We start from the raw sequence: 20,490 nt of genomic DNA, 5'->3' as shown, positions 1-20,490 counted from the left end.
TGGATGCTATGTCGTATAGTGAATTTAGGCAAGGCCAAAGCGCATCGCCTTTTTGGCTTGCGACAGACGGCTGCCACCCCCATATCGGTGGAGCGTTACGAAGATCGGGTAACGCGACAAGGATCTGCGAGTTTTCATATGCCCGACAGCAGCCCAATCTGGGATCTTACGGATCTCTACAGCCACATTGATGATGCCGCCATCGCCGCGGATATCGCACAATCGCGTGCGGCGGCACAATCGCTTGCTGCCGACTGGCGCGGGCGGCTTGGTGAGGCGGATGGCCCCCAGCTTGCCGCGCTGATTGCCGAATATGAACGCATCCTCGAGACGCTCGGCAAGGTGGCCAGCCATGCCCAGCTGCAATTCGCCGCCAACACCACCGACGCGGATATCGCACGCCATCACCAGTCAATTCGCGAGGCCGGTGCGGAAATCGGGTCCGAACTTCTTTTTGTTGAACTGGAACTGGCGACATTGCCACAGGCGCATATCGACGAGCTGTGCAGGACCGAGGCGGTGGCGGCATGGATGCCGTGGCTTCGCCGCGTCCGTGCGATGGCACCCTACCAGCTTGATGCCAACATGGAACGGATGCTTGCCGAACGCGCGCCGACAGGTCGCGGTGCCTGGGTAAGGCTGTTTGATGAAACAGCCGCTTCGCTGCGCTTTCCATTCAAGGGCGCCGAGGTGACCGAGGCCGAGATCCTGAATTCACTGGCAAGTGCCGATGGCGATGAACGGCGCGAGGCAGGCGCTTCGTTGTCGACCACATTGAAGGCAAATCAGCGATTGTTGTCGCTTGTCCTCAACACCATCGCCAAGGACAAGGAGATCGAGGACCGCTGGCGGGGGTTCAAACGTCCGGTGGCATCGCGCAACCTTGACAATGATGTCGATGACGAAGTGGTTGACGCGCTGGTCAGCGCCGTTGATTCGCGCAACGCGGATCTGGCGCATCGCTATTACCGGCTGAAGGCCGGATGGATGGGGGGCGAGTCCATCGACTGGTGGGATCGCAACGCGCCGCTTCCCGATGATGATGACAGCAGTTTCACCTGGGACGAGGCAGAGCGGCTGGTCATGGACTCCTTTGCCAGCTTCGACCCCAATATGGCCGACCTTGCCGCGCCGTTCTTTGAACGCAACTGGATCGACGCCGCGCCGCGCGCCGGCAAGAGTTCCGGTGCCTTTTCGCATCCGGTAACGCCCTCGGCACACCCCTATATCCTGATGAATTTTTCCGGCAAATCACGCGATGTGATGACGCTGGCCCATGAAATGGGGCATGGCATTCACCAGCGGCTTGCCGCCGATCGCGGCTATCTGATGTCGGATACGCCACTGACACTTGCGGAAACCGCATCCGTATTTGCCGAGATGCTGACCTTCCGGCGCCTTGTCGACAATGCCGGCGATACCGGCGTCCGGCGTCGCCTGCTGGCTGGCAAGGTCGAGGATATGCTGAACACCGTTGTCAGGCAGGTGGCGTTCCACAATTTCGAGACAAGGCTTCATGAGGCCCGGCGCACCGCCGAGTTGACGGCCGAAGAGATATCCGACATCTGGATGGAAACACAGCGTGCGGCGCTTGGCCCGGCGGTCCGTACAGGCGATGATTACCGGCCGATCTGGGGATATGTTCCACATTTCGTGCATACGCCGTTCTATGTATATGCCTATGCGTTCGGCGACTGTCTTGTGAACGCGCTGTGGCAGACCTACACGTCCGAGCGCGAGGCCGGCACGGCGGCTGATTTCGTTACCCGCTACCGTGATCTTTTATGTGCTGGCGGAACCGAACGCTACGATGTGGCGCTGGGGCGGTTCGGGCTGGATGCCCGTGATCCGGCCTTCTGGTCGATGGGGCTGGATATGATTTCCGGCATGATCGACGAGCTGGAGGGGCTGTCCTGATGGCCGATACCGACCAGCGGACACCACGGCGCGACAACAGGGATCAGGGCCGTGTTGGTGGCCGGTTGCGGCGCTATGCCCGCGTCACCTCGACGATGACGGGACTTGCCGCGCGGATGGCCGGTGAACGGTATCTCGGCATGCAGATCGACCGGTCCAAACATGCCGCTGATCTTCGCGAGGCGCTTGGTGGGCTGAAAGGCCCGATCATGAAGGTGGCGCAGATCCTATCAACCATTCCTGATGCGCTGCCGCCGGAATATGCCGAAGAGCTGGCAAGCCTGCAGGCGGATGCGCCGGCGATGGGATGGCTGTTCACACGCCGCCGCATGGCAGCCGAACTTGGTCCGGACTGGCAGCAGAAGCTGCAGTCATTCTCGCGCGAGGCGGTGTCGGCGGCATCACTTGGCCAGGTTCACCGGGCTGTCGACCTTGACGGCAATCAACTGGCGATGAAGCTTCAATATCCTGACATGGCATCGGCGATCGACGCCGATCTGCGCCAGCTTCGTCTGGTGTTCCAGCTGTATGAGCGTTACGATTCCGCAATTTCCACATCCGATATCTATGACGAATTGTCAGAACGTCTTCGCGAGGAGCTGGATTACCGGCGCGAGGCGACCAATCTGGCGCTGTATCATCATATGCTTGCCAATGAGGACACGGTGCGGCTTCCCGTCTATCGGCCCGAGCTGTCAACCGACCGCCTGATGGCGATGAGCTGGCTTGATGGCACACGGATCATGCCGTTTCTGGAGACCGACCCGTCGCAGGAGGTGCGCAACGAGATTGCCCGCAACATGTTCCGGGTCTGGTATGTGCCATTCTACTTCTATGGTGTGATCCATGGTGATCCGCATCTTGGCAATTACTCGCTTGATGCCGACAACAGGATCAATCTGATGGATTTCGGGTCGATCAGGCTGTTCCGCCCGGCCTTTGTGGGCGGCGTTATCGACCTGTATCGGGCACTTCGCGATTCCGACCCTGAACTGGCGGTTCATGCCTATGAAAGCTGGGGCTTCCACGGTCTGGACAAGGAGGCCATCGAGGTTCTCAACATGTGGGCTGAATTCATCTACGCACCACTGCTGGAAGACAAGGTGCGACCCATTCAGGCGCTTCGCAACGGTTCAGCCGGGCGAGAGCTTGCCGGCAAGGTGCATGGCGAGCTGAAGCGCATCGGCGGCATCCGTCCGCCACGCGAGTTTGTGCTGATGGACCGCGCGGCGGTAGGGCTTGGGTCGGTATTCATGCATCTTGGTGCCGAGGTGAACTGGCACAATCTGTTCCATGACCTGATCGATGATTTCGATTGTGACAGGCTGGCCGTGCGGCAACGCGAGGCGGCGGCAGTTGCCGGCATTCCCGACAATTTGTTGCATCAGGACGCCTGATCCGGCCCTGCCGTTCAAGCTGGAATGAGCAAAGGGCCCGGACATGCGCCCGGGCACGATGTCAGCTTCCCAGACTTGTCAGGATCTGGTCGAGCGACGATTTGGCATCGCCATAGAGCATGCGCGAATTGTCCTTGAAGAACAGCGGGTTTTCGATTCCCGAATAGCCACGGCCCTGGCCGCGTTTGGAAATGATCACCTGCCGTGCCTTCCACACCTCGAGAACGGGCATGCCGGCAATCGGGCTGTTCGGATCGTCCTGGGCCGCCGGGTTCACGATATCGTTGGCACCAAGAATGATCACCATGTCGGCATTCGGGAAATCCGGATTGATCTCGTCCATCTCCAGAACGATGTCATAGGGGACCTTGGCCTCGGCAAGAAGCACGTTCATATGGCCGGGAAGGCGACCGGCAACGGGATGGATGGCAAACCGCACCGACTTGCCCTGTGCGCGCAGACGCCGCGTGATCTCGGATACGGCACCCTGTGCCTGTGCCACCGCCATGCCGTAACCCGGCACGATGATGATGTCCTGGGCGTCCTGAAGGTCGGCTGCGACGCTGGCCACATCGGTGGCAATCATCTCGCCCTCGACTTCCTGGCTGCTGCTGACGGTTGTTCCCCAGCCACCAAGAATGACCGACAGGAAATTCCGGTTCATGGCGCGGCACATGATATAGGACAGGATGGCTCCGGAGGCACCGACAAGCGCACCGGTAACGATCAGCAGGTCATTGCCAAGAAGGAACCCTGTCGCTGCCGCCGCCCAACCGGAATAGGAATTCAGCATCGAAACGACGACCGGCATGTCAGCGCCGCCGATGGCCAGCACCAGGTGCGCGCCAAAGACCAGCGCGATGGCGGTCATCAGATACAATGTCCACGGCCCGGCATGGTTCAGATACATGCCGCCAAGCCAGACGCAGACCAGTACCGCAACCAGATTCAGGATGTTTCGTCCGGGAAGCGTCAGCGGCTTGCCATCGAGAAAGCCCGACAATTTGCCAAAGGCGACAACCGAACCGGTGGTTGTGACCGCGCCAATGAACACGCCAAGGAAGATTTCGACCTCGTGAATGATCTTTTCGGCCCCGACAAGCCCCTGTGGTGGCGCAAGGTCGGAATTGATGCCGATGAACACAGCCGCCAGCCCGACAAAGGTGTGCAGCGCGGCGACAAGCTGGGGCATGCCGGTCATCTCGACCCGCTGCGCCACAACCAGGCCGATGACCGAGCCAACGGCAATCATCATCAGCAACATCCCGGACAGGGTTACCTGTGGGCCAAAAATGGTGGCACCGACAGCAAGTCCCATCCCGACGATCCCGTACCATACGGCGCGCTTGGCGCTTTCCTGGTTGGACAGCCCACCGAGCGACAGGATGAAAAGAACGCTGGCTGCAATATAGACAGCCGTAACGATGTTAAAACTCATCTGAATTCACCCTTCTGCCGGTCAGCTTTTCTGGAACATCGCCAGCATGCGACGTGTCACCATGAAACCGCCAACAATGTTGATGGTCGCGATCAGCACCGAGATGCTGGCAAGGATCATCACAATCTGGTTGCTTGACCCGATCTGCAACAGCGCGCCAAGAATGATGATGCCCGAGATGGCGTTGGTTACCGCCATCAGCGGTGTATGCAGCGCATGGCTGACATTCCAGATCACCTGAAAACCGACAAAACAGGCCAGCGCAAAGACAATGAAATGCTGCATGAAGCTGGCCGGCGCATAGGCCCCAACAAGCATCATGAACGCACCGCCAATGGCCAGCATGCCGATCTGGTTGCGCCCCTTGCGGCGATGCTCGGCCATTTCCCGCGCCGCTTTTTCCTCTGGTGTCAGTTCAACCGGCTTTTCGGCTGCCGTGGCCTTGCCGATGGCCTGGACCTTTGGGGCCGGTGGTGGATAGGTGATCTCGCCACCCTTCACGGCGGTCGCGCCGCGGATGACATCATCCTCCATGTTCAGTGTGATCTGGCCATCCTTTTCCGGGGTCAGATCGTCAAGCATATGGCGGATGTTGGTGGCATAGAGCGTCGAACTCTGCGCTGCCATCCGGCTTGGAAAATCGGTATAGCCAACGATTGTCACGCCATTCGGTGAGGTGACAATCTCGTCGGCCACGGTCAGATCGCAGTTGCCGCCCTGTTCCGCCGCCAGATCGACAACAACCGACCCCGGTTTCATCAGTGCGACCATTTCGGCAGGCCATAATTTCGGGGCGGGGCGGCCCGGGATCAGCGCGGTGGTGATCACGATGTCGATCTCCGGCGCCTGCGCGCGGAAAAGCTCCATTTCCTTTTCAATGAATTCCGGCGAAGCAGGCTTGGCGTATCCACCTTCACCCGACCCGTCCTCCTCGAATTCCAGCATCAGGAATTCAGCGCCCATCGATTCGATCTGCTCGGCAACTTCCGGGCGAACATCGAAGGCCCGTACGATGGCGCCAAGCGAGGCGGCGGTGCCGATGGCGGCAAGCCCGGCAACCCCGGCACCGATAACCAGAACCTTGGCAGGTGGCACCTTGCCGGCGGCGGTGATCTGGCCGGTAAAGAACCGACCAAACTGGTTGCCGGCCTCGATAACGGCACGATAGCCGGCAATATTGGCCATCGAAGACAATACATCCATCTTCTGGGCGCGACTGATCCGCGGCACCATATCCATGGCGACGGCGTTGGCCCCAGCCTTGCTGAAGGTATCGAGAAGAGCGGGGTTCTGGGCCGGCCACAGCAGGCTGATCACCGTCTGGTCGGCACGAAGATGTCTTTCCTCTTTTGCAGCGACGCCGCGTACCTTGACCACGATGTCCGATTGCTTCCACAGCGCTGCCGCGGTTTTCACCACTTCGGCACCAGCCTCTTCATAGGCTGCATCTGCAAAGCCAGCGGCAGCACCGGCACCTGATTCAATCGCGCAGTCATAGCCGAGTTTCTGGATCTGGCGAACGCTGTCAGGCGTCATTGCGACGCGTTTTTCGCCATCAAGAATTTCCCTTGGGCATCCTACCTTCATCATGTCTTTCCATCTGTTGGGGTGCGGGGGGTCTGGCACCCGACTGTCTGTTTTGCAGCTTGGCCGAAAATCTGGTCTGAAAACAAGGCCCAAGGTGGTAATGGATTTTTGCGCTAATCGCTATAATGCAAATCCCACCAATGCACCTTGCGACGGCTCCACGGTTGCGGGGTCTGCCAAGCCAACATCCGCATCATAGCCCCAAAAAAGCAAAAAGCCGCCATGAGAATCTCAGGGCGGCCATGCGTCGGCTATGCAGCCAGGCTCTAGTAGCCTTCGCGCTCCATCCGTTTGCGCATCAGCTTGCGGACGCGGCGCGTCGATTCGGCGGCTTCACGGGCGCGGCGCTCGGATGGCTTTTCATAGGCCCGGCGATTCTTCATCTCGCGGAACACACCTTCACGCTGCAGCTTCTTCTTCAGCACGCGGAGCGCCTGGTCAACATTGTTGTCTCGTACGGTTACGTACACGTCGATCACACCCTTCGAAAGGTTGGTTTACGCACGGACAGCTGTCGTCCCTGCATTGGATGCGGGGTCGTAGCATAGACTCGGCGTGCCTGTAAAGCCCGAACCGTGAATAAACAAGCATTCACAGCGAGGTGCGGCAATCGGTCTGTGGCAGTTTGTTACTGGAAAAATTCGCCAGATCGCCTATCATTTCTGCCTGTGGGGACATGATTGACAGCTCTGGCCCATGTTTCGGGGGACAGCCATGACCAAAGCAGAAGACCGGAATACCGACCATATGACCGCAGTGAACGCTGATGCTGCCGCGATTATCGCGGCGGCTCTGGTGCATGTGCCGTTTGACGGATGGACCGACGAGGCCCTGGTGGCGGGTGCCGCAGATGCCGGTTTTCCCGCCGATGACGTGACGCGCCTGTTTCCCGGCGGCGCTGTCGATGCGGTGGTGATGCATTCGGCGATCGCCGATGCCGCGATGGTCGAGGCCTTTGCCGTGATGCCGAACCGACCGGACCGCGTGCATCTGATGATTCGCGAGATGATCCTGATTCGCCTGGACCAGGCGGCGCTCCACAAGGAAGCGGTGCGTCGTGGATTGACACTGCTGGCCTTGCCCGCCAATGCGCTGGCCTCGGCACGCGCGCTCTATGCAACTGTCGACGCCATGTGGCGTGCGGCCGGACAACGCGATACCGACATTTCCTTCTACACAAAGCGGGCCACGCTCGCCGCTGTCTACAGCGCAACCCTGCTTGCATGGATTGCGGATGCCAGCGGTGATCGGACGGCGATTGAAGGGTTTCTTGATCGGCGGCTCCAGGATGTGGCGCGCCTTCCCAAGGCCAGTGCGCCGCTTCGCAGCGCGCTCAGCGCCGGCCAGCGACTTGCCGAAGGTATGTTCCAGATTGTCGGACGTGCGCGCCGCTGATATCCGGTCTTTCGTGCCCGTGACCAGCTGTGTCGGCAGTTCGGGGCTGGCCTTTTGGTCTGTGGCTAAGCTATAACCGCGTCCCTGACAGGTGGATTTGCCCAAACAACCGGACCCGCCCCGATAACTGGACCCGCAACCAGCAGGACCCCGCCAATGCCGATCAAGGTACCAGACAATCTGCCAGCATTAGAAGACCTGCTTGCCGAGCAGGTCGACGTGATGGCGCAGAAACAGGCGCTGCAGCAGGATATCCGGCCCCTGAGGCTGTTGCTGCTGAACCTGATGCCGAAAAAGCAGGAAACGGAAATCCAGTTTGCGCGGCTGTTTGGCAATTCGCCGCTGCAGATCGAGCTGACCCTGATGACCACGGCAAGCTATACGCCGCGTCATACCGAGCCTGGCTATCTGCGTCGTTTCTATCGGCGGCTGGATGATGTCCGCGATGAATATTTTGACGCTCTGATTGTTACCGGCGCGCCTGTCGAACGGCTGCCGTTTGAAGATGTGGCCTACTGGCCGGAGCTGACAGAAATCCTCGACTGGTCAAAGACACATTGCTTCCGCCGTCTTGGCATCTGCTGGGGCGCGCAGACGCTTCTCTACCATTTTCACGGCGTGCCGAAACATGATTGCGGGGACAAGCTGTTCGGCGTGTTCACACATCAGCTCAACCATGTGCCGGGCCGGCTGATGCGCGGGTTCACCGACAGCTTTCCGATGCCTGTATCGCGCTACACCGAAAACAGGAAGCCGGATCTGGACGCCGCCGGCATCGAGGTGCTTGGCGAGAGCAAGGCCTGTGGTATCGGGCTGGCGCGCGACCCGTCAAATGGTGATCTGTTCATTCTGAACCATCTTGAATATGACGCTGACACGCTTGGTGCCGAATATTGGCGGGACCGCGAACAGGGGCTTCAGACAGCCCTGCCGCATGGCTATTTCCCGGGTGACGATCCCGAGGCGGAGCCGGTCAATTTCTGGCGGCCCTATGCGTTTCTGCTGATGAATAACTGGATCAATGACCTGTATCAGGCAACGCCGTTCGATCTGTCATCACTGTCCGGATCAGATGACGGGGCTCAGTCGCCGAGGCGTCTGGTGACGTGACCCATCTTGCGGTCTGTCCGGGCCTCGGGCTTGCCATAGAGATGAAGGTGCGCGCCCTCGGTTTTCAGCAATGTTGGCACGCGGCCCATATCCTGACCAAGGATGTTTTCCATCTGCCACCGGCCATAGGCTGATGTGGCGCCAAACCCCATGCCGGCAAGAACCCGCGCCAGCTGTGTGAACTGGCTGCTTGTACACCCTTCGATCGTCCAGTGAAAGGAATTGTGCGGGCGCGGTGCCATTTCGTTGAATAACAGCCTGCCATCGGTGTCGACAAAGAATTCGACTGCCAGCAGACCGACAAGATCAACCGCGCTGGCCAGCGCTGCGGCGGATGTCTGCGCTGCCGTGGCCAGCGCCGGCATGATCGGGGCCGGGGCGACGGATGTGGCCAGAATGCCGTTCTCGTGCCGGTTCTGGGTGACAGGAAAATGACATATCGCGCCGGTGGCGTCGCGCGCCAGAAGGGCGCTGATCTCGCCGTCAAAGGCAATCATCTCCTCGAGAATGGCATCATCGCTGTCAAGCTCGGCAAGGGCCGTTGCAAGATCATCTCCCGGCTTCAGCCGCCGCTGTCCCTTGCCGTCATAACCAAGCCGACAGGTTTTCAGAATTGCCGGACCATTCAGCGTTTCCATCGCCGCCGTCAGGTCTTCCCGGGTATGAATCTGCCAGTATCGCGGAGTGGGAATGCCAAGTTCGGTGGCAAGGGTCTTTTCGGCAATCCTGTGCTGGGCGGCGCGAAGCGCGGCTGCACCCGGGCTGGCAAGACAGCTGGCACCGATCACATCCATTGTTGCGGCCGGCACATTTTCAAATTCGCTGGTGACCGCGTCGACGCTGTCTGCAAACCGCCGCAACGCCTCGACATCATCATAGGCGGCCTTTGTTGTCAGCGTGGCAACCTGCCCGGCGGGGCTTGTGTCGGCATCCGGTGCGAAAACATGTGTCTGGAGACCAAGCTGCGCGGCGGCGATGGCCAGCATGCGACCAAGCTGGCCGCCACCAAGAATGCCGATACAGCCGGTGCCGGAATTGCGGCTGTGATCCGTCATGACGGTGTTTCGGCGACCGAATCTGTCTGTGCCTGTCGCAAAGCCGCAAGGTTTGCCGCAAGATCAGGGTCGGAAAGTGCCAGGATCTGTGCTGCCAGAAGGCCGGCATTGCGGGCTCCGGGCGCACCGATGGCAAGAGTTCCGACCGGAATGCCGCCCGGCATCTGTACGATCGACAACAGTGAATCCATGCCTTTCAGGGATTTTGATTCAACCGGAACGCCAAGAACGGGAAGTGTCGTATGGGCCGCCAGCATGCCGGGAAGATGCGCCGCGCCGCCGGCGCCGGCAATGATCACGGCAACTCCGGCCGCCGCCGCGCCACGCGCGAATTCGGCAAGCCTGTCAGGCGTGCGGTGTGCCGAGATGATCCGCACGTCATGCGGCACGCCAAGAGAGTCGAGGCTGTTCACAGCTTCCTTCATCGTGTCCCAGTCGGACTGGCTTCCCATGCAGACTACGACCTTGGGATGGGAACTGGTGGTGGACATGGGAGGAGCCTCGTCTCGAACTATGCAATGATGTCAGGAAGAATCCGGCTGCGGACCAGAGTGATTTCGTCTTTCAATACCAGCTTGCGTTTCTTCAGCCGCTGCAGTTGCAGCTGATCAAACGGCTTTTTTTCTGCCAGCTGTTCGATCACATCGTCAAGGTCGCGATGTTCGCTTTCCAGCGCATGAAGGCGGGCATAAAGCTGCTGCTGTTCTTCAATTTCGGCGTTGCTCACCGGAGTTGCTTTCCCTTGTCGCGGACCAACTGTTAGTGGTCCTTGCATCCTGATAGCTGCCATCCATCATGCCCGACCCGGCAGGGCGATCAAGTCGCCCTGCCGGTATGGGCATCGGGTCAGGGCAGCTCGCTGATATCAGAAACCTGTTCCTCGACCTGCGATGTGCCGCCGGCCTTTTCGATGGCCGCGTCAAGATCGGTCTGTTTGCACAGACCGAGCATCGCCGGATGCTTTGCCGAGATGTTGCTGATGTTCCAATGTGTGCGTTCACGGATCTTGGTGATTGTTTCCTTGGTCGTGCCAATCAGCTTGACGATCTGCGAATCCTTCAACTCTGGATGGTGCTTGACCAGCCACGCAATGCCGTCCGGCTTGTCGCCGCGGCGCGCCACCGGCACATAGCGTGGGCCCTTGGTGCGACGGCTCGGTGTTGGCAGGTCGGATTCGGCAAGCACAAGTCTGGCCGACGGGTCCGCCTCGCACCGCGCGATCTCGTCACTGGTCAGCTGCCCATTCTGGACCGGGTCATAGCCCTGGATGCCGATGCCCGTCTCGCCATCGGCGATCGACTGCACTTCCAGCGGGTGAAGGCTGCAGAGATCGGCGATCTGGTCGAACGACAGACCTGTATTGTCAATCAGCCATACGGCCGTTGCCTTTGGCATGAGCAATTGTGTCATAACTACCTGCTTTCTGCTGCACGTCCGGAAGACCGGCCGGCGCATGTTCGCGTTAACCTAGCGGGAGAGCCTTCTTATACGCCCGAAGCATCTGTTTTGCAAAGGCCTTTGCGGCATGGTGTGAAAAAGTCGATACTGCTGGCAGCACGGGTATTTTGGCACGCATCAGGGAGGATGCCATGGAAGATGAATTCGAGGCCCTTAGATCAGCCGGCAAACCAGCTGGCGCCGGGCCTGAAATGGAACGCTGGAATGTCGAGGATCTGCAGGCCTATATCGACAATATGAAGGCCGAAATCACCAGGGTAGAGGCGATTCTTGCCAGCAAGAGTTCAGTGAATGCGGCGGCTGCGGCACTTTTTGGCGATAAAAGCTAGGGCAGGCTATCCGGCATCGGTTCGCGCGGGCTGTGGCAAGGGCAGCATCCAGTCCGGGATGGCAAGATGCGCCGGCGCATCGGTGACGCGCAAATCACTGTCGTCATCTGTCAGACGATGCAGGTCGGACAATTTCAGTGCCGCAAGACAGACCGTGCCGTCGCCGCTGTCAGCATGGCTGAGAACCGTGCCCAGGGTTGTCTGGCCTTGGGTGATCGCGGCACCTGACAGGCTGTCGCCAACCGCCGCGTCGATCCGCAGGGGCACAAGCCGACGTTTGACCAGCCCCCGGTAATGTGTGCGGGCGGTCACTTCCTGTCCGACATAACACCCCTTTGCGAAATCGACAGCACCAAGCTTGTCGAGCCCGGCTTCCAGCATCAGCGCCCGTTCCGGCACCAGATCAACAGGCCCCTGTGGCACTCCGGCGGCGATCCGGCGGGCGTGCCATTCTGCAAGCGGGGCAACAAGGCTGCTGTCAATGGATGGTGGCATTTCGCTCTGCGGTCCAATCCAGCGCCAGCCAAGATCGGCATGGCGGGGGTCGATATGGGCGCCGTCGGGTGCCTGATCCGTGCCCCAGCCAACCCACAGGCACAGCCCCTCTTCGCTGGCAAGGTCGATGGGCCGCCGCAGCCGATAGCGGCGCAGTCTGGTATATAGATCATCGGCACGTGTGGAATCGCATTCCAGAATGAAGCCGTCAGCCATCCGGTGAATCATCATATCGGCAAGGATGCGTCCCTGCGGCGTCAACAGCGCGCCGGGCCGGCACTGACCGACCGGCAATGTCTCGACATTCGCCGTGACCAGCGATTGAAGGAAATCCTCGGCTTCTGCGCCGGCCACACGGATCAGGCGGCGCGTCTCGTCAAGGGCGGCGGCGTGGACGGGGGCTGAAACTGTCATGGTGTTTCCGTAATCTCACCTGTGTAGCGGGCAATGTAGAAATGGCGCTTGCGGGCCCAAAAACAACGGTTCTCGTCTGGCCAGATTTCACGATAATGTTCGGTGTCCCTGAAATAGAAGGTCTGGGTACAGAACAGATATTTCACCCTGATCCGGTCCGGCCCCAGATCAAGCCGTCCGCGATCCGTTGTGCGGATGGTGATGGCCGGCCTGTCGCGCCGGAAACACTGGCCCGTCTTTTCACCCCGGCAGGCTGTCTCGTCGGACTCGGTGATACGGACATAGGTAAAGCGGCCATCCGAAAAGCGAAATCCCTCATCATCGAACATGGCGCATGAATCATGAGGTGGTGCCTGGCTTTTCGCAAACTCGCAGGTAAACCATGTCCCGCCCCAGAACATGTCCGCCATAGCTGTCGCAGTGCCGGACAACAATATGGAAAGAGCGACCAGAAGGCGAAGCATCATCATTGTCCCGTGGGTGGTTTCGTCAGCATCCATGTCGCGCCGGCCTGGGCCAGCAGTGCCAGCCCGATATTCAGCATCATCAGGGTGGCCATGCCGTAACCGGAATCAATCAGCATCCCCATGACCATCGGCGACAGAGCTGAACTAAACACTCCAAGCGGCAGAAATATGGCCTTGACCTCGCCAAGATATCGGGTGCCGTACATCTCGGCCATGGTGGCGGCAATGGCGGTGGTTGGCATGCCAGAGGCAAGGCCGAAGAAGATGAAGAACAGCAGCACGCCAAGCCCGCCATCGACAAGCCATAGCGACAGACATGCCAATGCTGTCGGAAACACCAGATGCGCCGCCACCCGGCGACCGGTGAACCGGTCGACAAGCTGGCCCGAGATCAATGTTCCGGCAACAACACAGGCCGCATAGATCACATAGTTGGCGGCCCATGTGCCAAGCGACACGCCGGCCAGCTCGGCAAGGTAGATCTGGTGAAACAGCAGCCCTGTCACACTGAATGCCGGCACCATCGTCAACCCGACAAGGCCAAGCCAGAACCGGCGGTCCCGGATGACGGCGCGCCGCCGCCAGTGGGCCACCCCGTCAATGGTCACGATATCGGCATCCTGCCGGTCATCAATCCCGGCGGCGGCCCTGATACCTTCCAGACCGGCACCATCCTGATAGCGCGTGCGCTGCGTCAGCCGCCGGACAAAGGGGACGAGCGCGATCAGCGGCGCCAGCGGCAGGCATAGCCAGAGCGTGCGCCAGTCATGGATGACGAGAAGCGCGACAATTGACGCCGGGCCGATGGATTCGGCGACATTGAGTCCAAGCTGGGCCAGCGACAGGGCGCGCCCCCGTGCCACAACATAGCGGCGCGCGATGGCTGTTGTGTAGACATGCGATGTCATGCCCTGGCCAAACAGCCGCAGCAGATACAGCCCGATGATCAGGGTTGCCACAGAATTGATCTGGCTGAACAGCAGTGCGCTGGCGCACAGGCAACAGATCACCAGCCGTGCCAGTTTTTCGACCCGCATTGTGTCGGCAAGCTTGCCAAGCCACAAAAGGCTGATCGCGCTGGCGGTTGTGCCAATGGCGTAATAGGTGCCAAAGGCACCGTGGCTCAGGCCAAGTTCTCCCCGGATCTCGGCAGAGAACAGCGAGATGAAGAAGGTCTGGCCAAGCGAGGAACAGAACGCCATCGCCATGCCGAACAGAAGCAGCCGCCATTCCACCCGCATGAAATCCAGCGTCGAGGTGGGTAAAACGCCGCTGGCCTCAGGCGCTGTAATGCGCGGATTGACGGGGGTATCGGTCATGGGCAGGATTTCACCATGCCGCCGGGGCGCACGGCAAGCGGCGATTGAGGTTTCGCCGGACTTTACCCGGTTCCAGACGTCCGTCCAATCGACATGTTCCCTCTTGAACGGGCGCTCTCCTGATCATAACTAAATCACATACAAGATGTCCCTTCCATAAAAAATGTCGAAAGACAGTGCTGCCGGGAGGGTGAAACGGCCATTTATGTCTGGACTGGTGCGGCTGCCTCGTGCTGCCGTGGGGATGACCGGGCGTGAGAATGGCCGGTAAGGAGAGTGCCATGCAGACCGATAAATTTACCGCCCTTGTCCGCAATGCGTTGATGGCCGCGCAGAATGACGCGCTGGCCGCCAATCATCAGAAAATCACCGCGATGCATCTTCTGCGTGCGCTGCTGGCGGATGACAATGTCACTGTTCGCAGTCTGATTGGTCGTGCCGGCGGCGACCTTGGCGCGTTGCAGGCCGCCCTCGACAAGGCGATAGGTGCCATTCCGGCGGTGACCGGCAGTGGCGCTGACCAGCTGCAGCTTGATATGGATCTGGCGCGTGTCCTGCAGCAGGCGGAAGGTGAATCAAAGAAACTTGGCGACAGTTTTCTGGCGGTTGATGCGCTGTTGCTGGCAATGGCGCGGAGCAAGGGCGACATTGGCCGCATCCTGGGCCAGGCCGGCATTGATGCCGGTCGTGTGGTGACCGCCATCACCGACATGCGAAAGGGCCGCACCGCCGACAGCGACGCCGCCGAGGACAGTTACGAGGCGTTGGCGAAATTCACCACCGATGTCACCGACGCGGCGCGGCGCGGCAAGCTGGACCCGGTAATCGGTCGCGAGGCCGAAGTGCGTCGGACAATCCAGATCCTGGCCCGCCGCACAAAGAACAATCCGGTGCTGATCGGCCAGCCCGGCGTCGGCAAGACCGCCATCGCCGAGGGGCTGGCCCAGCGGATCGTCAATGGGGACGTGCCGCAGGCACTTGCCGACAAGTCGTTGCTGTCACTCGATATGGGCGCGCTTGTCGCCGGGGCGAAATATCGCGGCGAATTCGAGGAACGGCTGAAAGCCGTGCTGAAGGAGGTTCAGGCGCGCGATGGCGAGGTGATCCTGTTCATCGACGAGATGCACCAGCTTGTCGGTGCCGGCAAGAGTGACGGCGCGATGGATGCCTCGAACCTGCTGAAACCGGCACTGGCGCGCGGCGAATTGCGGTGTATCGGGGCAACAACATTGGATGAATACCGGCAATATGTTGAAAAGGACGCGGCGCTGACGCGGCGTTTCCAGCCTGTATTTGTCGATGAACCGACGGTTGAAGACACGATTTTCGTCCTTCGTGGTCTGAAGGAAAAATATGAACTCCACCACGGTGTGCGGATCACCGACGACGCGCTGATCGTGGCGGCAAAGCTGTCGCACCGCTATATTTCCGAACGCTTTCTTCCCGACAAGGCCATCGATGTGATGGATGAAGCGGCAAGTCATCTGCGAATCCAGTCCGACAGCAAGCCTGCCGAGCTGGATGCCACCGACCGTGCCATCATCCAGCTGAAGATCGAACAGGCGGCGTTGCAGAAGGAAAGCCAGGCCACGGCGCAGAAGCGGCTGGACGCCATCGCCGAGGAGCTGGAAACGCTGGAAGCCAAATCGGCCACCCTGACGGCGGAATGGGATGATGTGCAGGCCCAGATGGCCGAGGTTGGCCGACTGCAACAGGACCAGGAGGCCGCCCGGCACAGTTTGGAGGTGGCGCAGCGTGAAGGCCGGCTTGAAGAGGCGGCTGAGCTTGCCTATTCACGCATCCCGGCCATTGAACAGGAACTTGCCGCCGCCAAGGCGGCGGTGTCGGAATCCGACATCGTCGATGAAGAGGTGACCGCCGCCCAGATCGCCGCTGTCATCAGCAGCTGGACCGGCATCCCGGTCGACAAGATGCTGGAGGGAGAGCGCGAGAAACTGCTGGCAATGGAGGCCGAGATCGGCCGGCGTATCATTGGCCAGGAAGAGGCTGTCAGCGCGGTCGCCAACGCCACCCGCCGGTCACGTGCCGGCCTGTCCGACCCGAACCAGCCGATGGGAAGTTTCCTGATGCTGGGGCCGACGGGCGTCGGCAAGACCGAGATGGCAAAGGCGCTCGCCGCCTTCCTGTTCGACAGGGATGATGCGGTGCTGCGGATCGACATGTCGGAATATATGGAAAAACATTCCGTGGCACGGCTGATCGGCGCGCCGCCGGGCTATGTCGGCTATGAGGAAGGTGGAAGCCTGACCGAGGCGGTTCGTCGCCGCCCCTATCAGGTGGTGCTGTTCGACGAAATCGAAAAGGCGCATCCTGAAATCTTCAACATCCTGTTGCAGGTTCTCGACGAAGGCCACCTGACCGACGGGCAGGGACGGCGTGTCGATTTCGCCAACACCATCATCCTGCTGACCTCGAATATCGGGGCCGATCATCTGCTGGCGCTTGGTGATGACGAGGACAGCGAGGCCGCGCGCGACCAGGTGATGGCGGATGTGCATTCCACCTTCCGGCCGGAATTCCTGAACCGGCTTGACGAGGTGCTGCTGTTCCACCGGCTGTCACCGCATCATATGGGGGCGATCGTCACTATCCAGTTCGCCCGCCTTCAGGCCCGCCTTGCCGACCGCGGGGTGACGCTGCGGCTTGATGATGAGGCGGCGGCGTGGCTGGCGGCGCGCGGCTATGATTCGCAATTCGGTGCCCGCCCGCTGCAGCGGGTGATCCAGAGCGCGGTGCAGAACCCGCTTGCCGAGGCGCTTCTTGAAGGGCGGTTCGGTGATGGCGACCTTGTCGAGGTGCGGGTCGACCCGTCAGGCGACGCGCTGATCTTCGGGTTTGCCTCGCCGGATGAAGCTGGTCAGGCCAAGGGCGCGCTGACGGACAATGCCGCCGATGCGGCCGGCCGGGCATAGAGACCGGAAACGCTCACCCTATCAGTCCTGCGGTGGCAAAGCTGTGTTCCGGCAGGCCCCGCACGCCTGTTTCGATGGCGAACAGGCTGCCGGCCAGCCGGTCCGTCGGCGCTTTGTCGGCTGCCGCTGTGGTGACATAGAGTGTTGTCAGATCCGCCCCGCCGAAGGTGCAGGTGGTGATGTTCTTCACCGGCATGTCGATCACCCGGTCGATGCCGCCATCCGGTGCCACCCGCACGATACAGCCACCGCCATAGCGGCAGTTCCACAGACAGCCCTCGGAATCCATCGCCGACCCGTCGGGAAGGCCGCGCCCAAAACCGGCGAAAAAGGGCTGTCCGTCGCCGATCCGGCCGCTGTCGGCATCATAGGGATAGACACGGATCTCGTTCTTCAGCGTGTCACCGAAATAGAAATACCGATGATCCGGGGACCAGCAGACGGTATTTGGAATACCGATTCCGGTCTCGATGGCCTCTGGTGCCGGTCCCCCGTCATAGCGATACAGCGCCCCCATGCCGTCACGCACTGGCAGCGCCTCGCCATCGGGGCCGACATTGTTGCCCATCGTGCCAATCCAGAAATTGCCGTTCGGGTCGCTGCGCCCGTCATTGTAGCGCAGGTCGGGCCAGTCCGGCAGGACCGGTGTCACATCCTCGCGCGCGCCGCTGTCCGGGTCGAACAGGCACAACTGCCCGCCAAGCGCCACAAGAAGCCGGTCCGGCCTGTTGGTCAGCGACAGCGCGACAACGGGCTGGTCGAACTGATGGGTGCGGGTCGTGGTGGTTGCCGGATCATGGACATGCAGCAGAAACCGGTTGATGTCGCACCAGTACAGCCGGTGCCGCGCCGCGTCCCAGGTCGCCGCCTCGCCGCAGATATCCCCTGTCGGGGCAACACAGACCGGTTCCATATCCAACCCTTTCGACATGACAGTTTCAGCATGGGGACAGTTTCAGCATGGGTGTTTGCCGGCCTGTTTTCCACCTTAAACTGTGTGAAGGCCCGCCATGCGCTGGCGACAGCCCCACAAGCGGATTGATCTGCGTCCGGTCCTGTCGCACTGTGATCTTTTTGGAAGGGACAGACACATGCTTGAGACATGGCGGTGGTTCGGGCCGGATGATCCGGTGACATGTTCGCATATCAGGCAGGCCGGCGCCGACGGTGTGGTAACAGCGCTTCATGACATGCCGCCCGGCGCGGTCTGGCAGCCCCACGACATCGCGGCGCGAAAGTCGTTGATCGAACAGGCCGGGCTTGTCTGGTCCGTTGTCGAGAGCATTCCCGTACATCCGGCGATCAAGCTCGGGAATGAACATGCACAGCGCCATATGGATGCCTGGATCGAGAGCATGCAGAACCTCGCCGCCGCCGGCATGGATGTCATCTGCTATAATTTCATGCCGGTTGTCGACTGGACGCGCACCGAGCTGCGCCACCCGACGCGTCGCGGGGGGCTGGCGCTTCGCTTCGATCCGGTGGAATTCGCCGCCTATGACCTGTTCATTCTGCGCCGTGCCGGCGCCGAGGCGGATTATGATGCCGCCATCGTCGCGGCTGCCGAATCCCGTTACGCGGCGATGGACGAGGCCGACCGGCAGCGGCTTGAAAGCACCATCATCGCCGGGCTTCCCGGATCCGAACTGTCGCATGGGCGCGAGGATATCCGCGCCGCGATTGCCGAATATGACGGTGTTGGTCCGGCCGAACTCCAGGCCAATCTGATTGCCTTTCTGGAACAGGTTGCGCCAGCCGCCGAGGCATGTGGCGCACGGGTCTGCCTGCATCCGGATGATCCGCCCTTTTCGATTTTCGGCCTGCCGCGCGTGGTATCGACCGCGGCCGACTACAGCGCAGTGTTTGACGCTGTGCCGTCGCCCGCCAATGGCATCACGCTGTGTGCCGGGTCGCTCGGCTCGCGCCCTGACAATGACGTGATCGCGATGGCCCGCGACTTTGCCGCGCGGATCCATTTCGTGCATCTGCGCAATGTCACCATCGAGCCGTCCGGTGCCTTTCTCGAGGATGACCATCTTGATGGCGGTGTTGATATGGTGGCGTTGATTTCGGTTCTGCTTGGTGAAGAGGCGCGCCGGCGGGCCGAGGGCCGTGCGGATTCGCTGATCCCGATGCGCCCTGATCACGGCCATCTGCTGCTTGACGATATCGGGAAACAGACCAATCCCGGCTATTCCGCCATTGGCCGGCTGAAGGGGCTTGCCGAATTGCGGGGGGTGGCCCGCGCGGTGGCGTCACTGTCGGCGTTCTAGAGGGGGACCAGGTAATGCATATCGATTTTTCGGGCAAGGTGGCGGCGGTTACCGGAACCAGTGGCATCGGTCTTGATGCGGCGCTGCATCTGGCGCGTTGCGGGGCGCGCGTCTTTCTTGCCGGGATCGACCCCGACCTGAACGCCGCCGCCGCCACTATGGCCACGGCAGAGGAATTGCCGGTCACGGTGCATCACGTCGATGTCGCCGATGAAGCGTCGGTCAGGGACTGGTCACAGCATATCGCCGGCGAGACAGACAGGCTGCATGCGCTTGTCAATGCGGCGGCAATCCAGAGCTACGGGTCGGTGGAGGACACCAGTCCGCAAGCATGGGACCGCACGATTGCGGTCAATCTGCGATCCTGTTATCTGACATCCCATTTCCTGTATCCGCTGATGAAGGCGGCTGGCGCGGCATCGATTGTCCATGTGTCCTCGGTGCAGGGACATGCCAACCAGAACAATGTTCTTGCCTATGCCACCACAAAGGGGGGCATACATGCGCTGACCCGCGCGATGGCGGTGGATTGCGCAAAGGACGGGATCCGGGTGAATTCGATCAGCCCGGGATCGGTCAGGACGCCGCTGCTGGAATTCTCGGCGCGGGAACTCGCCACCGACGGCAAGTCGATTGACGACATGATCGCCGAGTTTGGCGCCTCGCATCCGGTGGGGCGCGTTGGCACACCGGCCGAGACCAGCGCCTTGATCGCCTATCTGTGTTCCGATGCGGCGGGGTTTGTCACCGGGGGTGACATGCTGATTGACGGGGGGCTGACAGCGCAGCTCGGCGTCTGATCCAAGGGCAACGTGGTCGCAGAACGTGATTACGTCTTGTATGCACCATCACTGACCTGAACATCAGCAATATCAACAGTTTATGTGCAGCACTGCTGGTGTC

19 protein-coding genes are annotated in these 20,490 nt (G+C 60.7%); 8 read left to right on the top strand and 11 right to left on the bottom strand.

From position 1 onward, the window contains the following. The first annotated feature begins 138 nt into the window (after positions 1 to 138). Positions 139 to 1,917, top strand: coding sequence for a M3 family oligoendopeptidase (locus AB3X55_11115; GenBank protein ID MEX0504135.1), 1,779 nt, complete (start codon positions 139 to 141; stop codon positions 1,915 to 1,917). Beyond that, complete coding sequence (locus AB3X55_11110) at positions 1,917 to 3,314, top strand: ABC1 kinase family protein (protein ID MEX0504134.1); 1,398 nt, start codon at positions 1,917 to 1,919, stop codon at positions 3,312 to 3,314. The genes AB3X55_11115 and AB3X55_11110 overlap by 1 nt, the downstream gene beginning before the upstream one ends. A gap of 61 nt (positions 3,315 to 3,375) precedes the next feature. On the opposite strand, the gene AB3X55_11105 is transcribed toward AB3X55_11110, so the two are convergent. The 3 genes from AB3X55_11105 to rpsU form a co-directional block, all read right to left on the bottom strand. Further along, positions 3,376 to 4,752 (bottom strand): NAD(P)(+) transhydrogenase (Re/Si-specific) subunit beta, encoded by a 1,377-nt coding sequence (locus AB3X55_11105; GenBank protein ID MEX0504133.1) that lies wholly within the window; start codon positions 4,750 to 4,752, stop codon positions 3,376 to 3,378. Positions 4,753 to 4,773: 21 nt separating this feature from the next. Further along, entirely contained in the window at positions 4,774 to 6,339 is a 1,566-nt protein-coding gene (locus AB3X55_11100; protein MEX0504132.1) for a Re/Si-specific NAD(P)(+) transhydrogenase subunit alpha, read from the bottom strand. 266 nt (positions 6,340 to 6,605) lie between these two features. Continuing rightward, on the bottom strand, positions 6,606 to 6,809 hold the full coding sequence (rpsU, locus tag AB3X55_11095; protein MEX0504131.1) for a 30S ribosomal protein S21: 204 nt from the start codon (positions 6,807 to 6,809) through the stop codon (positions 6,606 to 6,608). 244 nt (positions 6,810 to 7,053) lie between these two features. Here rpsU and AB3X55_11090 point away from each other — a divergent pair, with 244 nt between their 5' ends. Beyond that, positions 7,054 to 7,734, top strand: coding sequence for a COQ9 family protein (locus AB3X55_11090; GenBank protein MEX0504130.1), 681 nt, complete (start codon positions 7,054 to 7,056; stop codon positions 7,732 to 7,734). Between the two features lie 156 nt (positions 7,735 to 7,890). Next, entirely contained in the window at positions 7,891 to 8,844 is a 954-nt protein-coding gene (metA, locus tag AB3X55_11085; protein ID MEX0504129.1) for a homoserine O-succinyltransferase, read from the top strand. Here metA and AB3X55_11080 read toward each other — a convergent pair. The 4 genes from AB3X55_11080 to AB3X55_11065 form a co-directional block, all read right to left on the bottom strand. Next, positions 8,817 to 9,899, bottom strand: a complete 1,083-nt coding sequence (locus tag AB3X55_11080; GenBank protein MEX0504128.1) for a 5-(carboxyamino)imidazole ribonucleotide synthase — start codon at positions 9,897 to 9,899, stop codon at positions 8,817 to 8,819. The two genes, metA and AB3X55_11080, sit on opposite strands and share 28 nt — an antisense overlap. Next, on the bottom strand, positions 9,896 to 10,390 hold the full coding sequence (gene purE / locus AB3X55_11075) for a 5-(carboxyamino)imidazole ribonucleotide mutase (GenBank protein MEX0504127.1): 495 nt from the start codon (positions 10,388 to 10,390) through the stop codon (positions 9,896 to 9,898). The genes AB3X55_11080 and purE overlap by 4 nt, the downstream gene beginning before the upstream one ends. A 20-nt stretch (positions 10,391 to 10,410) precedes the next feature. Then, on the bottom strand, positions 10,411 to 10,611 hold the full coding sequence (locus tag AB3X55_11070; GenBank protein ID MEX0504126.1) for a YdcH family protein: 201 nt from the start codon (positions 10,609 to 10,611) through the stop codon (positions 10,411 to 10,413). A gap of 134 nt (positions 10,612 to 10,745) precedes the next feature. Beyond that, entirely contained in the window at positions 10,746 to 11,309 is a 564-nt protein-coding gene (locus AB3X55_11065; GenBank protein MEX0504125.1) for a DUF1013 domain-containing protein, read from the bottom strand. Positions 11,310 to 11,488: 179 nt separating this feature from the next. Between AB3X55_11065 and AB3X55_11060 the strand changes: the two genes are divergently transcribed. Beyond that, positions 11,489 to 11,686, top strand: coding sequence for a DUF1192 domain-containing protein (locus AB3X55_11060; GenBank protein ID MEX0504124.1), 198 nt, complete (start codon positions 11,489 to 11,491; stop codon positions 11,684 to 11,686). Positions 11,687 to 11,692: 6 nt separating this feature from the next. On the opposite strand, the gene AB3X55_11055 is transcribed toward AB3X55_11060, so the two are convergent. From AB3X55_11055 to AB3X55_11045, 3 genes are read right to left on the bottom strand one after another with little or no spacing between them, the layout of a single operon-like run. Further along, positions 11,693 to 12,595, bottom strand: a complete 903-nt coding sequence (locus tag AB3X55_11055; GenBank protein MEX0504123.1) for a folate-binding protein YgfZ — start codon at positions 12,593 to 12,595, stop codon at positions 11,693 to 11,695. Next, complete coding sequence (locus tag AB3X55_11050; GenBank protein ID MEX0504122.1) at positions 12,592 to 13,095, bottom strand: hypothetical protein; 504 nt, start codon at positions 13,093 to 13,095, stop codon at positions 12,592 to 12,594. The genes AB3X55_11055 and AB3X55_11050 overlap by 4 nt, the downstream gene beginning before the upstream one ends. Next, on the bottom strand, positions 13,062 to 14,381 hold the full coding sequence (locus tag AB3X55_11045; GenBank protein ID MEX0504121.1) for an MFS transporter: 1,320 nt from the start codon (positions 14,379 to 14,381) through the stop codon (positions 13,062 to 13,064). Before AB3X55_11045 ends, AB3X55_11050 begins: the two co-directional genes overlap by 34 nt. A gap of 281 nt (positions 14,382 to 14,662) precedes the next feature. Here AB3X55_11045 and clpB point away from each other — a divergent pair, with 281 nt between their 5' ends. Then, on the top strand, positions 14,663 to 17,314 hold the full coding sequence (gene clpB / locus AB3X55_11040; protein ID MEX0504120.1) for an ATP-dependent chaperone ClpB: 2,652 nt from the start codon (positions 14,663 to 14,665) through the stop codon (positions 17,312 to 17,314). Between the two features lie 13 nt (positions 17,315 to 17,327). On the opposite strand, the gene AB3X55_11035 is transcribed toward clpB, so the two are convergent. Next, complete coding sequence (locus AB3X55_11035) at positions 17,328 to 18,245, bottom strand: SMP-30/gluconolactonase/LRE family protein (GenBank protein MEX0504119.1); 918 nt, start codon at positions 18,243 to 18,245, stop codon at positions 17,328 to 17,330. Between the two features lie 160 nt (positions 18,246 to 18,405). Between AB3X55_11035 and uxuA the strand changes: the two genes are divergently transcribed. After that, positions 18,406 to 19,587 carry a mannonate dehydratase gene (uxuA, locus tag AB3X55_11030; GenBank protein ID MEX0504118.1) on the top strand — a complete coding sequence of 394 codons (1,182 nt, stop codon included), beginning with the start codon at positions 18,406 to 18,408 and terminating at the stop codon, positions 19,585 to 19,587. Between the two features lie 14 nt (positions 19,588 to 19,601). Continuing rightward, positions 19,602 to 20,387, top strand: coding sequence for an SDR family NAD(P)-dependent oxidoreductase (locus AB3X55_11025; GenBank protein MEX0504117.1), 786 nt, complete (start codon positions 19,602 to 19,604; stop codon positions 20,385 to 20,387). Positions 20,388 to 20,490: the final 103 nt, after the last annotated feature.

Source organism: Alphaproteobacteria bacterium LSUCC0719 (genome assembly GCA_040839025.1).
GTDB lineage: Bacteria > Pseudomonadota > Alphaproteobacteria > Puniceispirillales > Puniceispirillaceae > UBA8309.
The sequence above is the reverse complement of the archived record's forward strand: the minus strand, read 5'-3'. Positions and strand labels throughout refer to the sequence as shown.

Excerpts from the sequence above, each read along its gene's own strand:
- AB3X55_11115 (MEX0504135.1), top strand. The coding sequence starts at position 139 with ATGCCCGACAGCAGCCCAATCTGGGATCTTACGGATCTCTACAGCCAC.
- AB3X55_11110 (MEX0504134.1), top strand. The coding sequence starts at position 1,917 with ATGGCCGATACCGACCAGCGGACACCACGGCGCGACAACAGGGATCAG.
- AB3X55_11105 (MEX0504133.1), bottom strand. The coding sequence starts at position 4,752 with ATGAGTTTTAACATCGTTACGGCTGTCTATATTGCAGCCAGCGTTCTT.
- AB3X55_11100 (MEX0504132.1), bottom strand. The coding sequence starts at position 6,339 with ATGAAGGTAGGATGCCCAAGGGAAATTCTTGATGGCGAAAAACGCGTC.
- AB3X55_11090 (MEX0504130.1), top strand. The coding sequence starts at position 7,054 with ATGACCAAAGCAGAAGACCGGAATACCGACCATATGACCGCAGTGAAC.
- metA (MEX0504129.1), top strand. The coding sequence starts at position 7,891 with ATGCCGATCAAGGTACCAGACAATCTGCCAGCATTAGAAGACCTGCTT.
- AB3X55_11080 (MEX0504128.1), bottom strand. The coding sequence starts at position 9,899 with ATGACGGATCACAGCCGCAATTCCGGCACCGGCTGTATCGGCATTCTT.
- purE (MEX0504127.1), bottom strand. The coding sequence starts at position 10,390 with ATGTCCACCACCAGTTCCCATCCCAAGGTCGTAGTCTGCATGGGAAGC.
- AB3X55_11065 (MEX0504125.1), bottom strand. The coding sequence starts at position 11,309 with ATGACACAATTGCTCATGCCAAAGGCAACGGCCGTATGGCTGATTGAC.
- AB3X55_11060 (MEX0504124.1), top strand. The coding sequence starts at position 11,489 with ATGGAAGATGAATTCGAGGCCCTTAGATCAGCCGGCAAACCAGCTGGC.
- AB3X55_11055 (MEX0504123.1), bottom strand. The coding sequence starts at position 12,595 with ATGACAGTTTCAGCCCCCGTCCACGCCGCCGCCCTTGACGAGACGCGC.
- AB3X55_11050 (MEX0504122.1), bottom strand. The coding sequence starts at position 13,095 with ATGGATGCTGACGAAACCACCCACGGGACAATGATGATGCTTCGCCTT.
- AB3X55_11045 (MEX0504121.1), bottom strand. The coding sequence starts at position 14,381 with ATGACCGATACCCCCGTCAATCCGCGCATTACAGCGCCTGAGGCCAGC.
- clpB (MEX0504120.1), top strand. The coding sequence starts at position 14,663 with ATGCAGACCGATAAATTTACCGCCCTTGTCCGCAATGCGTTGATGGCC.
- AB3X55_11035 (MEX0504119.1), bottom strand. The coding sequence starts at position 18,245 with ATGTCGAAAGGGTTGGATATGGAACCGGTCTGTGTTGCCCCGACAGGG.
- uxuA (MEX0504118.1), top strand. The coding sequence starts at position 18,406 with ATGCTTGAGACATGGCGGTGGTTCGGGCCGGATGATCCGGTGACATGT.
- AB3X55_11025 (MEX0504117.1), top strand. The coding sequence starts at position 19,602 with ATGCATATCGATTTTTCGGGCAAGGTGGCGGCGGTTACCGGAACCAGT.